Consider the following 13,697-nt stretch of genomic DNA (forward strand, 5'->3'; position numbering starts at 1 on the left):
CTGCCCCATCGGGAGCAAGTTGGTGCAGGAGCATTGCTCCCGTCGGGAGCAATGCTCCTGCCTCTCCCGCCCCGGGAGTGGCAGGAGCGGATCGGCACCGGGGGGCGCCGACCCGTCAGGATGCGACCGAGGGCGGATCGCATCCTGAGAGGGAGGAACCGCGCACGTGCCACAGCACCGACTGCGCTCACGCTGCCCCGTCGAAGCCCCGTGTGCAGCAGCGTGAACGTCTGCGTGACGAGAAGAAGCGTGTGCACCAGCCCAGCTGCCGCATGAACGACGACGAGTACCAACTCCTCCTCCGGGCAGCCGCCGTGTGCCACATGAGCGTGGCCGGGTTCCTTGCCCGCTCGGCTCTCAACGCTGCCCGCGACCTGGAGCGCACCGCTGCGGACATCGCGGGCGAGAAAGAGATGCTGCAGGAGCTGTTCGCGCTGCGGCGGCACCTCGGGCAGATCGGCAACAACCTCAACCAGGTGGCCAAAGCGCTGAACTCCGGAGTCGACGCCCCGCAGGCCGAGGCGGTCCTCGCCGCCGTCCAGCGCGCTGCCAAGCGTGTCGACGCCTTCACCCAGCAGCACCTGGACCACAGGACGGCTGCGTGATCCCGCGCGTCCACGCCAGGGGCACGCGCACCATCGGCCTGCTCCACTACCTGTACGGGCCCGGCACGCATGAGGAGCACGTCGACCCGCACCTGGTGGCCGCCTGGGACGGCCTTGCCCCCGATCCCGGCCGAGACCCCGGCGCCACGTACGGCGATCTCCAGCGGCTGCTCGACCAGCCGGTCATGGCCCTGCCCGAGAGCCGGCGGCCGGCCGAGCACGTGTGGCACCTGTCGGTACGCGCCGCCCCCGAAGATCCGGTCCTGTCGGACGAGCAGTGGGGCGAGATAGCCCGCAGGATGGTCGCCGCCACCGGTATCGCCCCTGACTGCGACGACGCCGCGTGCCGCTGGGCGGCCGTCCGGCACGCCGACGACCACATCCACATCATCGCCACCATCGTCCGCGAGGACGGCCGCCAGGCCCGCCTGCGCCAGGACGGCAGACGCTCCCAGGCCGAAGCCCGCAAGATCGAGACCGACTACGGGCTGCGCCGCCTCCACGCCGGCGACGGTACCGCCGCCCAGCGGCCCACCAGCGCCGAACGCCACAAAGCCCAACGGGAAGGCCGCGAGCGCACCGCGCGGGAGGAGCTGCGGGAGACCGTGCGCCGCGCCGTTGCCGGCACGGCCTCCACCGATGAGTTCTTCGACCGCCTGGCCGCCGCCGGTCTGCTGATCCGCAAACGCGTCGCGCCCTCCGGTGATCTGCTCGGCTACAAGGTCGCGCTGCCCGATGACCGCAACGGCGAGAAGGAGCCGGTGTTCTACGCGGGCTCCACGCTCGCACCCGATCTGTCCCTGCCCCGTATCCGCGAACGCTGGGCCCTGCCTGCGCAGGCCGCCGCTTCGCCAGACGGCTCACGGCCGGAGCAGCGGGCCCTGCCGGACATGACAGGTCCCGCGTTCGCGCGGCGCCGGGCCACCGCCGCTACCTGGCAGGCCCTGCTGATCATCGATGCCGGTGACGACGGCGCGGCAGCGGCCCAGATAACCGCGGCGGGGGAGATCCTCGACGCGCTGGCCAAGACCTCCGCCGCCCACACCCGCGCTGAGCTGCGCGAGGCGGCGTTCGTGTTCGAGCGGGCGAGCCGCTCCCACGTGGGGGCCGCACGTGGGCATGACCGGGCCCTGCGGCAGGCCGCTCGCGATCTCGTCCACAGCGGGCCCGCCCTGGGCCGAGGGGAAGACGGCGCCACCACCGCGATGCTCATCGACATGGCCTTCTTCCTCGCCATCGCCGCGGCGAACTGGCACGCCAAGAAGCACCACGGCCAGCAGGCCGCAGCCGCCCGACAAGCCGCCGAGCATCTGCGCGCCGCCTATCAGGCCGCCGCCGGTGAGCCCATGGCCGCACTGGGCCAGCGAGGCCAGCGCCTGGCCCCGCGCGTCCGGCAGCGGCAGGCCGACCTTGTTCGCCACGTGCTACCAGAGCTTGCCGAACGGATCCAGGCCGAGGCCGGCTGGCCTGCCCTGGCCACCACCCTCGACGACGCCCGGAAGGCCGGCCACGACCCGGCAGCTCTGCTGGCTGACGCTGCCCGGCGGCGCGAGGTCGACACCGCCACCTCCATCAGCGACGTCCTTGTCTGGCGCCTGCGACGCAGCGCCCACCTGCCCGCCCTACCCGAAAGCTCCCACGCGACGCCCGCCCGAGACAGTCGGCACCAGGCGACTTCGGCGCCCAGCACGCCGCTGACGCAGGGCACTGTGAAGCATTCCAGCCGCCGCCGCTGACCGGAAAGCGGCGCAACATAGCCGACGATCGCCGGTTGGGCAAAACGGCGATCCTCCGGACCATTGATGCCTCCACCCACCCACTCCCATGAGGAGCACCCGTATGCCCAAGACCCAAGCGCGACCGGAAATAGTCGTCCTGCTCTGCGACACGGACGTCGAGCGCCAGCGTGAGAGCGGCAAGTGGTACCACCTCGACGGACGCCCGTTCAGCAAGGACGAGCTGAGCCTCCTCCGCAGGGCCACTCGCGCCGAGTTCGACGAGATCAGGACGCAGCACAAGCGATACGAGGACTACCGGCGCACGATGGACGAAGCTCCGGATGCCCTCGACCAGTTCCTGGCCCCGTTCTGGGAGCGACTCGACGTGAAGAGGCTCGGCAACGCCGTCGAGCTCATGAATGAGGACGAGCGAGCCGAGCTCGATCGCCTCCTCGGGCTCATCGTCGACCCAATCCGCCCCTTCACCCCCTACGCCTTCTGACCCTGGCCCCCGCGCCGATACGTACCCAACGCGCTGGTGACCGGTTCCAAAGACCGATCCGGCATCTGACACAGAGGCGCGTGCGTCCCATGCGATAGCCGGTAGGACTCGTCACGCCGAACGAAGCACTGGGCGTGGAGGCGGACCACTCTCAACAACCTCAGACCGTGAGGCACGAGGGCGCCGACCAGGGCACAGCAGCATGAAGCCGGGCCTCCCCGAGGGGTGGCCCGGCTTCTATGTGTTGGATGGCCCTCAGCCGGCTGGAGCGCGCAGGAGCCGGTCATGGGTGCTCTCCGGCACCACCCGACGCAGCACCGGCGCGCTGGAACTGAGGGAATCGGCGAAGGCGGCGACGAGGTCGTGCGGCACGCTGGGGCCGAAGGACGCCGCCCACAGGTAGCCCGCTCGAAGCACCGGCTCCGCCCAAGCCTGCCACCCGGCCAGGGCCGCCTCGTCCGCCTCAGCCACCAGCGCGAGTGGGTCGGCGTCCTGGATGAGGGGCGGCACCTCGCCGAGGCGGATGTGGGAGGCGAACGTCGGATCCACCGCGCCCGAGCCGGGCTGGTCGACGTCACGCAGCCACCCGTGCGCCGTAACCGCGTCGAGGACCAGCTCGGGGCCACCAAGCGGCAGGGCCGGCTGATCACGGGCGTCGAGCGCGTCGAGGAAGGTGCCGAGGACCTCTCCCGGCACATCGGGGGTGAAGTAGGCCGACCACTGGGCGAGCGGGCTGCTCGGGTCCGAACGAGCGGACACCTGCCAGGCGATCGGCAGGTTCCCCAGGTGGAACGGCTCGTCCGGCAAGACCCACTGCGCCCACCGCAGGGAGTCGGGACTGATGTGCAGGATGGTGCTGCGCAGGACCTGTCGGTCCTCCAGCGCCTCGTCCGGCTGCTGGCGCCCGCGGACGATCGTCAGGCTCGTCCAGCCCAGGCCGGCGAGCGTATCGGCGACAGCGTCGTACAGGCGCCCGTCGTCACCGGCCAGGTGCCGTGGACCGACCCAGTACGCGGACGGGAGGCTGGCCGGAGAGGGTGGATCGATCGGGACATCGGGATGCAGGTACGCCTCCAAGGGGCTGGGGCTGGGGGGCTGATGCCGCCAGCGTTGCGTAGAACTGGATGGATGTGCTGGGCTGACCTTGCGGCGGCCTCGGGTGGCAGATGCCGGGCTACCCCGTCTCGCCCTCACCAGGCAGGCGTCACGTTCCCCCAGGGGCGCCGACTCGTCGAGCCGCTGGGTGTCACACGCGCTGGGAGGTCTCCAGCACGCACGCGACTGCGGCAGCGACGACATCGGCCGGCGTCTCGGTGTCGAAGGACATCTGGTAGCCGCGCACCGTGGCCGTACCGGTGACGGCGATCTTCCACCCCTCGCCGTCGGTACCAGGGCGGCCGGACGGAAACCATCCGAGATAGAAGGATCCATCCTTCGAGTTGACGTGTACGTCCGCGCGGTCGTCGACGACCAGGTGGAAGTCGTCGGCGGAGAACTGATCCATCACGAGCGTGGCCTGGCCCGGGCCGAGCAGCCACTCACGCAGCCGCAGGGCCTCGACGCTGGTGGAGAATCCGGGCCCCTGGGGCGCCGCAGTCACAGACAATCACCTCTCTGACCTGGTACTTCGCGAGAAGGTCGTCCAGGTTCACATGCCGCTGCCGCGTTGGCCAGTCATTCGTGGATCTTCGCTGTCTGCCCCCGGCGAACTGAGACGCAGAGCGCGAGACCTCGCTGTCCAGCTGCGGAAAACGGCGTGCGCCCGGTGTGGGCAGTGCTGATAGTTGCCCCATGGAGGCGATCAAGGCCGCACGCGCCGTCGTAGAGGAACATCACCCCAGCGCGCGCGCCGCGTTCCTGGGCGGCAGCGTCGTGACAGGCCGACGCACGGCGACGTCGGATCTGGACATCGTGGTGCTGCTGTACGGCGCCCCAGCCCCGTACCGCGCAAGCCTCCAGCACGCCGGCTGGCCAGTGGAGATGTTCGTGCACACCGAGGCAACGTGGCACGGCTACGTCGAACGGGAACTGCGCAAGCGCCGGTCACCACTGCTGTGGATGTGTGCCGACGGGTTGCTGCTCTTCGACAGGGATGGGCTCGGAGCGCGCCTCGCCGCACAAGCCCGGAAGCTGACCGCCGCAGGACCGCCGCCGGTGCCGGCGGAAGAGATCGAGGACCGCCGGTACGCAATCACCGACCTCCTCGACGACCTGGCGGGAAGCAACGACCAGGGCGAGCATCTGTTCATCGCCACCGAGTTGGTCCGACGCACCGGCGAGCTGGCACTGGCCATCGGCGGTTCGTGGAGCGGGGGAGGGAAGTGGCTGGCACGCCGCCTTGAGACGGCCGCCCCGGGACTGAGCACCCGCCTGCACCACGGCCTCCACGAGGTACTGAGCGGCCGGGCAGAGGCCCTCGTGACCGTTGTGGACGAGGTACTCGAACAGGCAGGAGGCCGGTTGTGGGTCGGCTACAAGCGCGCCGGGTCTCTGGGAACAACCTTGCGCAACCCGCTCACACCAAGTTGATTTGATCGATGACGCGCCAACGATAGGCCCGGTCTTCGCGCCGCATCTCGACCAGGTGAAGGTGGTCGACTGGCACGCTGACGCAGTCCATGTCGCGAAGCGGGCGAATCGTTTCCCGAACCACCCGGGCGTCCGCCGCGCGGTTGCAGTAGGCGATGCCGATGTGCGGTCTCAACACCGTGGTCGGCTTCCGGAACGGCAGCTGACACTGCGCGCCGGCGGCGGACAGTTTGGCGTGCAGATCAAGTACGGGGGTCCAGGGAGCGATGCTGTAGCGAACCGCCCCCCGGGATGCGGTCATGGGTACGGCCTGCAGCCGGAACCGGTCCGTCGACATCTCGGCCACAGCGGCCAGCAGTGCGTTCAGTTCGCCCAGGGAGACGTCCTCGACGGTCCCTATCCGACCCAGGGTCAGATGCAGACCATCCGCGTCGATGGGATCGAAGTGCAGATTCCGGATCTCGTCTTGGCACTGCTGAGCGTGCTCGGCGAGTGCCGAATCTGCGGGGAAGCCGAGCATCCAGTAATAGGCGCGCGTCGATGGAGTCCACCCACGCCGATCCCAGTGGTTGCTCATCTCCTCTACTCCGTCGAAGGCCGCCCAGTCGTGCACCGCGATGGCCTGGGGGTCATCCAGGTCCGGCGGCGGTGCGGGGGGAAACGCGCTGGTGTCGTAAGTGAGCAGCACTCGGTGCCCTTCCGTTACGGCTATCGCTCGCGACGGCCATCTTGGCAGAGTCACTCACCGCTCGGGCCAACGGAGCCTTGTGCCAGCTCCGCAGCGCCTCGGCGTAGTCCCGGACGGCCGGAAGCTCCTGCCACGCCGCAGCAGTCGTATGGAGTTCACCGGCGCGCTGGACGACCGATCGGATCGGCGGACCGCCCCCAGCTGCGAGAGCCTGCATACCAAGCGTCATGGCGTGCTCCACATCCGGCTGAGGGCCGACGAGCAAAGCCGTGGCCACATCCAGGCGGACCAGTGCGCGGCTCCAGGCGGAATCGGACTGTTCGACGAGTTCGTCGACCTGCTCCGCGTACTGCATGACCTCTTGCGTGTTACCGAGGGCGACGTGTGCGGTGGCGGCGTTCGCAAGGGTGCGGGGGATACTGTACGGAGCGAACGATATGCATGGCGTCAGGCCATCAGGGAGCCGGTACTCACTGCTGAGGTCCTCGGCCTCCGCGATGGCCCGCCGCGCTCCGGTGGCGTCGCCGAGCTTGCCCAGAGCTCGTGCTCGGCCATTGGCCAGTAGCCGGATTGCCTGAGCGTTGCACCGATCGATGGCCAGACCGGCATCGGCCCACTCAAGTGCCTGGTCATATCGCCCCGCGTAGTAGGCGCCCAGGGACCTGGTACCGAAGATCCACATCGCCAGCTCCGAGTCATCGATCTCCAGGGCGAGCTGCAGGGCTTCGGTGCTGTACGCCTCGGCGTTGGCCTCGTGACCGGCGTTGACGGCCATGTAACTGAGCAGTCCGGAAGCCTTCGCGGCCAAGCGGAACAGCTCGGTGCGCTGTCGAGGCGGCTGGCGCCCTTCCAGCAACGTCTGAATGAAGTGACGCAGCTCGACGGTCCGGGGACCAAGCTTGTGCGGCCCGTCAGCCTCATAGCGATCCACTATGGCGCCCACTTGTTGGGTCAGCAGGCTCAGGGTGGCAGGGTCGGTATTGGACGAGATCGTGCCGTTAAGGCGTCTCGCCACGTCGAGCGGACTTTCCCAAGGTTCCAGTAGCGCTGGCTCGTGAACCGATGCGGGAAGTGGACGGTGCGCTTCTGCCGAACCCGGAGCCTTGCTCGCGAAGAGCCGCGGCAGGGCATGCTCCGGCACGCCCAGTCGCTCCAGCACCGTAACGATCTTGTCGTAGTGGGTCAGCCGCCTCGAGCCGGACTCCAGCGCGGAGAGGAATGGCTGGCTCAGCCCGGTGACACGGGCCATCTCCTCTTGCCGTAAGGAGGCGAGCCTTCGTACCCGGGCCAGAGCTGACCCGAAGTCGCCGTCACGCATCGCCGTGACGACATCGACGTCCTGCCACACATGCTGAGGCACACGGGCAGGAAGCGGCTCCGCAACCACCAGCATTCGGCTGCAGGGACCACAGCGCGGCTCACGGTTGTACCGGCTCAGCGCCTGCCCACATCCCGTACACCGCCTTGGCTCGCCTGCCATCAGAACCTCCGCTCTCCACGGCCGGCCTTCCCGCGGGCTTCCAGACCCCGAATCACTCCAGTGATATCACCGCCGAAATGTGCCATCGGCTGCTTCCTGCCACATCGTTGATGGCCGCACCGGAATCCCCGGGAGCCCCGCAACTGATCAGCGCTGAAGTCATAGCTGCTTTCCGGCAACCGCAGACGACTCCACCGGCCCTTAGCGCTGTCGCGAAATCAACCGACGTTACCGCCCGCGGAATGAGAGGCCACGTGTACGACCGGACAGGAAGAGCCGACTGGACCGAGCGCCAGATCGCCTACTACCGCGCCAGAGCTGCCGAGTACGACAGCGCGTACGACACCCGCATGGACAAGCCCCGACTCGTGACGGCCCTCGATGAGCTGCCCATCAGCGGGCACGTCCTCGAGCTGGCGTGCGGAACGGGCCAGTGGACCCAGCACCTCGCCGGCCGCGCGCGCACCTTGACCGCGCTGGACGCCGCCCCGGAGATGCTCCGTATCGCCCGCGCCCGGATGCGGGGTACAGCGACTCGCTTCATCGAAGCGGACGTCTTCGATTGGGAGCCGGACCGCCAGTACGACACCATCTTCTTCGCCTTCTGGCTCAGCCACGTTCCACCTGTGGAGATGGAAGCCTTCTGGGCCCTGCTGAGGTGGGCGCTGGCTCCCGGCGGCTGCGCCGTCTTCATCGACGACTCGCCCGCGAAAGCCGAGCTCGAAGAGCTGGTCGCCGAGGCACATGTGCCGACAGTGCGCCGTCGCCTCGCTGACGGATCCCAGCACCTCACCGTGAAGGTGCTGCACGACGTCCCCAGTCTCACCTCACAGATGAACGACCTGGGCTGGGAAGCCCACATCGAGCTGATCGACGCCTACCACCTCGCTGGCACCGCACGTCCCCGGGAGGACGCATGACCAGCATCAACGGCTACCCTGCTCGGTCTGGCGTCCGCGCCGGCGAAGTACTTCGGCTGCACATCGCCACATCGGCCCCCCGATTCCGTGTCGATTTCTATCGCTGGGGAGCGGCTCCTCAGCACACAGGACACGCCGAGTGGCCGGGCCGCACCGCCGACCCGGGCACGTTCGACAGGGACTGGCAGTGGCCTGCGTACGAATTTTCCGTACCGCCCGAATGGAGGTCCGGTGTCTACATCGCGGTCCTGAGCACGGAGCCGAGCTCGTGCACGCCGCCGATGGATTCTCGCGAGGCGCGGATCCTCGTGGTCGTCACACCCGCCGCCCGCTCGGACCGCAAGATCCTCTACAAGATCCCGACCTTCACCTACCACGCGTACAACACAGCCGGCGGCGGCAGCCTGTACAGCGCCTCTCAGGTGACCATGCAACGCCCCGGAGGCGGTGTCGGGGGCCCGGTCAAAGGGCTGCCCGACCCTTATGACACCAGCTCTCCCCGGCAGACGTTCGCACACTGGGACGCCCCCTTCATCACATGGATGGAGGAGAACGGGATAGAGAGCGACTTCTGTACCGACCTGGACCTCCACGAAGGCCGGCACCTCAACGACGGGTACCGCCTCCTGATGTCCGCCGGGCACGACGAGTACTGGAGCACCGATACCCGCCAGACTGTCACCGCCTTCCGGGACGCCGGCGGCAACATCGCCAACTTCGGTGCCAACACCTGCTGGTGGCGGGTGAATGTCGCCGCGAACGGTGCCGGGCTGAGCTGTGCCAAGTTCCCTCCCGGAGCGCCTGCGGGGGCCGACCCGGACAGCTCGTACGGCTGCCCCGACCGCTGGTGGGAGTCGGAGCCCGAGAACGCCCTGCTCGGCGTGAGCTACCGCAACGGCGGCGGCCACTGGGAGGGCCCGCGTACGCCACTCGGGTTCACCGTGACGGACGGGGACCACTGGATCTTCTCCGGCACCGGATTGAAGACCGGCGACGTCCTCGGGCGCGAGGCCGCTCTCATCGGCTACGAATGCGACGGGGCGGCATACGAGCTCGACGCAATCGCCCGACCGCGTCCGACGGGCCAGGACGGTACGCCGAAGGACTTCGAGATCCTCGGCATCGCACAACTGCCCTCCGACTGGAATTTCGCCGCCCGGGAGCCGGCGGCCAGCCCTCGCGCGGCCACCTTCGGCCTCTACACCGCGGCCGGCACGGTCTTCACCGCCGCGACCACCGACTGGGCTCGCCTGCTGGCCACCGACCCCCAGGTCGCCTCCATCACCCGCAACGTCATCACTCGACTCTCCTGACGAAGGGATCAACGTGTCTGGGTACACACGTCCGCTCAGCGTGGTCATCGGCGTCAACGGCATCGGCATGGGGCACTCCGTCAGGCAGAGCGTGATCGCTCAGTACCTCCGCGACCGCGGACACCATGTGCGGATCATCACCAACGGCTCGGCCCGCGTGGAGTACTTCCGGGACCTCGGCTTCCCCGCGTGGGACGGGTGGATGCCGACGCTTCTGGCCCGAGGCGACCGCATACACGCGAGCGACGCCGTGCGTGCCAACGTCTGGCGGGTGCCCGCCGGCGTCACCAAACACCTGCGCCTGCGTCGGATCATTCGGGACACCGGCATCCCGGACGTGTTCATCACCGACTACGAGCCCAACACCCCGCGGCTGGCCTACCACTTCGGCAAGCCACTGGTCTCCGTCGACCAGCAGAGCAAGTACCGCCACCTGGACCTGCCCACGGTCGGCCGGTACGCCCGCACCGCTGATGAGCAGCGGTTGCGCTACTTCGCACCCCACGTCGACCGGTCGTTCATCTGCTCGTTCGTCCCTCTGGAGGCCGACGACCGAAAGCTGGAGTTCATCGCCCCTGTCATCCCCGACGTAGTCCGCTCCGCCCCCGTCACCACCGAGTCCCTCGCCACGGCCTACTTCTCACGCTACTTCGACCACGGCCCGGGGGAATCCGTCCGCACCCTCGCCGAGTTCTTCCGCCAGCACGTCCCGGATCGCGCTCTGCGTATCTACGCCCAGGCGGCAGAGATCGGGAACCTGCGCCAGTACGCCGACGACAAGATCGACATCTGCACCTTCGACCGCGAGGCGTTCATCGCCGACATGGCACGGTCCGAGGCGATCTTCTCCAACGCCGGCTTCAACCTCATCAGCGAAGCCTTCGTCCTCGGCAAACCGGTCCACCTGATCCCTCTGCCCACCTACGACCAGCACTGGTGCGCCAAGGTTGTCCACGAAGCCGAACTGGGCACCACTGCACCGCGCATCACCTGCGGTGCGGTACTCGACTTCCTCAGCCGAAGCAAAGAACTTCGCGACAACGTCGTGCACCACCGGGACCGGCACCTCCAGGCCGACCCGCGGGAACGGATCGCCTCCTATCTGGAGAGCCTGCCCGCAGCCAGTCAGCGGACTCTCACGCCATCCGCGCGGTAGACGGTCATGACGACTCGCCCACTCCCCGCATCCATCGACATCGCGTTATCAGTGGCTGCTGTCGTGGCCTGCTATCGCTTCGCGGTCTCTCCGGCAGTACGAGCCCTCGCTCGCCGTCGTCGGGTCCTGCTGGCCATGCTCATCGCGCTCGCGCTCGGGGTACTGGCCGCCTTCCGGCCGTTGCCCGAGCCGGGCCCGTTGCGCTGGTTCGTCACCTTCGTGGTGGTTTTGCTCACCTGGCAGGGGGCGACCAGCGACTACGACGTCGCAGAGCCCGTCGAACCCCAGCGCCGCGACAAACGGCTGCTGCTCCTCCTCGCAGCCGCGTCATGCCTATGGCCGACGGCCCTGCTGCCGTGGATGGCCGTGTACTGCGGCAAGCTGCGCGGCTGGAAGCACCACGCGATGATGCCCCTGCGCGTGCTCAAGGCGTACCTCGCCTGGTTCTTCGTGGCGATGGTCTTCGTGCTCTTCGGCGCTTCGTGTTCCGCAGCGGCACTCCTGTTGGTGCTCGGCTGCGTCTCGCTCTCCCACTACGTCAAACCGGCCTGGAGCAAGGCCCGTCTCGGGCCCTACCCGTGGTCGTGGGGCTGGCACAACCGCACCCACTACCTCATGGCCTCCGCATACTCATGGGGCTGGGCACGCTTCCTCCGTGCCGAGACCGCATCCCGCGTGCTGCGCCGTGCGCGCGTCTTCGATCGTCCGGTCAACTTCCTCACGATGGCCGTCGAGGCCGGCGGCCTCGTCGCATTCCTCGATCGCCGACTGCTGATCACTGCCCTGTTGGCAACCACCCTCTTCAACGTGGTCGTGGCCCTCGCCTCCGGCATCCTCTTCTGGGAGAACATCGCCACCAACATCGCCCTCGCCATCACGATCACGCTGCTTTCCGGTGCGGAGCACGACGCGGCGTTCGGCCGGCCCGCCGCACTGATCGCGCTCGTCGTGCTCCTGCTCAGCACCGCCGACCTGCTGTGGCAGCCCTGGCACCTGGGCTGGTGGGACTCCCCCTTCACTGCACGCGTCCATTGGCAGGTGGAGACCGTCTCCGGAGCCAAGCTGGGTCTCTACAACGACTTCATGTGCCCGTACGAGCGCGAGTTCGGCCGCGTCCTGGGCTACTTCCTCACCGACGAACCCGTCGTCCACGGCCACCTCGGCATCGTCTGGGACCGGCAGCTCCGCGACCTTCTTGTCCAGGCGGACGGCGACCGGAAGCAGCTGCGCGCACTCAAGCAGACGTACGGCCACATACAGGCCGACGAGCAACAGGCGTGCGAGCACATCGCCTTCCTCACCAGGATGTTCACCCAGCTCAACGCCGACGCGCGGAAAAGCCCCCTGCCCCGATCACTGCGCCGCCTCAAGGCCCCGGGCGGCCAGCTCTACCGATGGGGCGACCTTCCTCCCTATCGCGGTGAGGAACCGGTCCGCCGCATCACGATCCGCTACGAGGAGCGCTGTTACCGCCCCGCCACCGGCGACTTCCTCCTGCTTACCAACCGCACCCTGCAGGAGATCGACCTCCTCGCACCCAGCGCCGACCAAGGGAGTACCTCATGCGAAACGTCTTCATCGACTGCGGCACGAACCTCGGAATCGTGCTGAACCGCTTCATGCACGAGCTGCCGGACCACGACTTCTACGCGTTCGAGCCCAACAAGGACCTGCTCCCCTCCATCCGCCGGCAGGTCGAGCAGCCCCCTCACTCCCCGCGCGTCGAGATCTCCCACAGCGCGGTGTGGACCCACGACGGGACGATCGACCTCTTCCTCGGTCACCACGAGAGCTCAACCGTGATGCCCGGCAAGCGCGTGCCGCCGGTGTACGACCAGCAGATCGACTACAGCGCGCCGGTCCCCGTCCCGGCGACCGACTTCAGTTCCTGGTTGCGCCGGACGGTCACCGCGGATGATCACGTCGTCGTGAAGATGGACATCGAGGGCGCCGAGTACCCCGTGCTCACCAAGCTGCTCGCCGACGGGACGATCAACCTCGTCTCCGTCCTCTACATCGAGTGGCACTACGACCGCTTCCCCGCCATGAGCCGGGCCGACCACGACCGGGTTGCCACCGCCGTATCTGCCTGCGTCGACGTCCGCGACTGGGACTGACCCGAAGGAGGGGACACCACACCATGCGCTCGAAGCACATCTATCTGATCAAGCACGGTGAGACAGAGGAAAACCTGCAGGGCATCCACCAAGGCCAGGCTGTCGGGGGCAGCCTCAGCCAGCGCGGGAGCGACGACATCCGCAAGGTCGGCGACAGCCTCGCAGCAGCCGGCGTCACCGTGGACCAGATGCTCGTCAGCCCGATGTCCCGCTGCCGTCAGTCCGCCGCTCTGTTGACCGCCACGCTCACCCCCGCCGACGTACGAGTGGACGAACGCCTCGCCGCCAAGAACAGCGGCTACCTTGGAGGCCGACCCAGGGAGCTCGCAGCAGCTGAAGCCACCCGCCGAGGCGTCCCGATCCACCAGCTCCGTACGCCAGGCGGCGAGTCGTCCGAGGACGTCCAAAGCCGCTACGTGCAACTCTGGGACGAAGTCTGTGCAGGGCCGCACCGTACGACCATCCTCGTCGGCCACGGCGGAGGAATCGCGTGCCTGCTGCTACGGCTGACGGAGAGCGGCTTCGACTGCTACCTCGATCACGTCCCCGGATCCGCAGGCGTCACCTGGGTCGAGGTCGACGGCAAGGCCCCGCGAATCCGGCTGATGAACGTGTCGGCCGCAGACCTGCCTGGCCGTCTCAGCCCCCGTACCGCCCGATGAGAGCGCA

At 68.3% G+C, this 13,697-nt stretch carries 14 protein-coding genes; 10 read left to right on the forward strand and 4 right to left on the reverse strand.

Going from position 1 to position 13,697, the window contains the following annotated elements; translation table 11 throughout:
• Positions 1 to 251: 251 nt before the first annotated feature.
• From ACLU3S_RS04945 to ACLU3S_RS04955, 3 genes are all read left to right on the forward strand, one after another.
• Positions 252 to 605: a plasmid mobilization protein gene (locus ACLU3S_RS04945; protein WP_413950480.1), complete on the forward strand. Its 354-nt coding sequence runs from the start codon at positions 252 to 254 to the stop codon at positions 603 to 605.
• Entirely contained in the window at positions 602 to 2,341 is a 1,740-nt protein-coding gene (locus ACLU3S_RS04950) for a relaxase/mobilization nuclease domain-containing protein (RefSeq protein WP_413950481.1), read from the forward strand. The genes ACLU3S_RS04945 and ACLU3S_RS04950 overlap by 4 nt, the downstream gene beginning before the upstream one ends.
• A 103-nt stretch (positions 2,342 to 2,444) precedes the next feature.
• Positions 2,445 to 2,825: a hypothetical protein gene (locus ACLU3S_RS04955; protein ID WP_413950482.1), complete on the forward strand. Its 381-nt coding sequence runs from the start codon at positions 2,445 to 2,447 to the stop codon at positions 2,823 to 2,825.
• Positions 2,826 to 3,080: 255 nt separating this feature from the next.
• Here the strand turns inward: ACLU3S_RS04955 and ACLU3S_RS04960 are convergent, their stop codons facing one another.
• Together ACLU3S_RS04960 and ACLU3S_RS04965 are read right to left on the reverse strand one after the other, a co-directional pair.
• Positions 3,081 to 3,902, reverse strand: coding sequence for a DUF317 domain-containing protein (locus ACLU3S_RS04960; RefSeq protein WP_413950483.1), 822 nt, complete (start codon positions 3,900 to 3,902; stop codon positions 3,081 to 3,083).
• Between the two features lie 169 nt (positions 3,903 to 4,071).
• Positions 4,072 to 4,425: a DUF317 domain-containing protein gene (locus ACLU3S_RS04965; RefSeq protein WP_215188018.1), complete on the reverse strand. Its 354-nt coding sequence runs from the start codon at positions 4,423 to 4,425 to the stop codon at positions 4,072 to 4,074.
• A gap of 191 nt (positions 4,426 to 4,616) precedes the next feature.
• Here ACLU3S_RS04965 and ACLU3S_RS04970 point away from each other — a divergent pair, with 191 nt between their 5' ends.
• On the forward strand, positions 4,617 to 5,354 hold the full coding sequence (locus tag ACLU3S_RS04970; RefSeq protein ID WP_413950484.1) for a nucleotidyltransferase domain-containing protein: 738 nt from the start codon (positions 4,617 to 4,619) through the stop codon (positions 5,352 to 5,354).
• On the opposite strand, the gene ACLU3S_RS04975 is transcribed toward ACLU3S_RS04970, so the two are convergent.
• Positions 5,341 to 6,042, reverse strand: a complete 702-nt coding sequence (locus tag ACLU3S_RS04975) for a 2'-5' RNA ligase family protein (RefSeq protein ID WP_366836916.1) — start codon at positions 6,040 to 6,042, stop codon at positions 5,341 to 5,343. The two genes, ACLU3S_RS04970 and ACLU3S_RS04975, sit on opposite strands and share 14 nt — an antisense overlap.
• On the reverse strand, positions 5,984 to 7,402 hold the full coding sequence (locus ACLU3S_RS04980) for a helix-turn-helix domain-containing protein (protein WP_413950485.1): 1,419 nt from the start codon (positions 7,400 to 7,402) through the stop codon (positions 5,984 to 5,986). Before ACLU3S_RS04980 ends, ACLU3S_RS04975 begins: the two co-directional genes overlap by 59 nt.
• 362 nt (positions 7,403 to 7,764) lie before the next feature.
• On the opposite strand from ACLU3S_RS04980, the gene ACLU3S_RS04985 reads away from it, so the two are divergent.
• The 6 genes from ACLU3S_RS04985 to ACLU3S_RS05010 are packed head-to-tail and all read left to right on the forward strand — an operon-like array spanning position 7,765 to position 13,690.
• On the forward strand, positions 7,765 to 8,442 hold the full coding sequence (locus ACLU3S_RS04985; protein ID WP_413950486.1) for a class I SAM-dependent methyltransferase: 678 nt from the start codon (positions 7,765 to 7,767) through the stop codon (positions 8,440 to 8,442).
• The gene (locus ACLU3S_RS04990; protein ID WP_413950487.1) at positions 8,439 to 9,755 is read left to right on the forward strand and encodes a N,N-dimethylformamidase beta subunit family domain-containing protein; all 1,317 of its coding nucleotides are present in this window, start codon (positions 8,439 to 8,441) and stop codon (positions 9,753 to 9,755) included. The genes ACLU3S_RS04985 and ACLU3S_RS04990 overlap by 4 nt, the downstream gene beginning before the upstream one ends.
• 13 nt (positions 9,756 to 9,768) lie before the next feature.
• Entirely contained in the window at positions 9,769 to 10,911 is a 1,143-nt protein-coding gene (locus ACLU3S_RS04995) for a glycosyltransferase family protein (RefSeq protein WP_413950488.1), read from the forward strand.
• A gap of 51 nt (positions 10,912 to 10,962) precedes the next feature.
• A complete protein-coding gene (locus ACLU3S_RS05000; protein WP_413950489.1) occupies positions 10,963 to 12,522 on the forward strand; it encodes a hypothetical protein in 1,560 nt (519 codons plus the stop codon).
• The gene (locus ACLU3S_RS05005; RefSeq protein WP_413950490.1) at positions 12,474 to 13,028 is read left to right on the forward strand and encodes an FkbM family methyltransferase; all 555 of its coding nucleotides are present in this window, start codon (positions 12,474 to 12,476) and stop codon (positions 13,026 to 13,028) included. The genes ACLU3S_RS05000 and ACLU3S_RS05005 overlap by 49 nt, the downstream gene beginning before the upstream one ends.
• A 23-nt stretch (positions 13,029 to 13,051) precedes the next feature.
• Positions 13,052 to 13,690 (forward strand): histidine phosphatase family protein, encoded by a 639-nt coding sequence (locus ACLU3S_RS05010; RefSeq protein ID WP_413950491.1) that lies wholly within the window; start codon positions 13,052 to 13,054, stop codon positions 13,688 to 13,690.
• Positions 13,691 to 13,697 lie beyond the last annotated feature (7 nt).

This window comes from Streptomyces sp. AF1A (assembly GCF_047340315.1).
GTDB lineage: Bacteria > Actinomycetota > Actinomycetes > Streptomycetales > Streptomycetaceae > Streptomyces.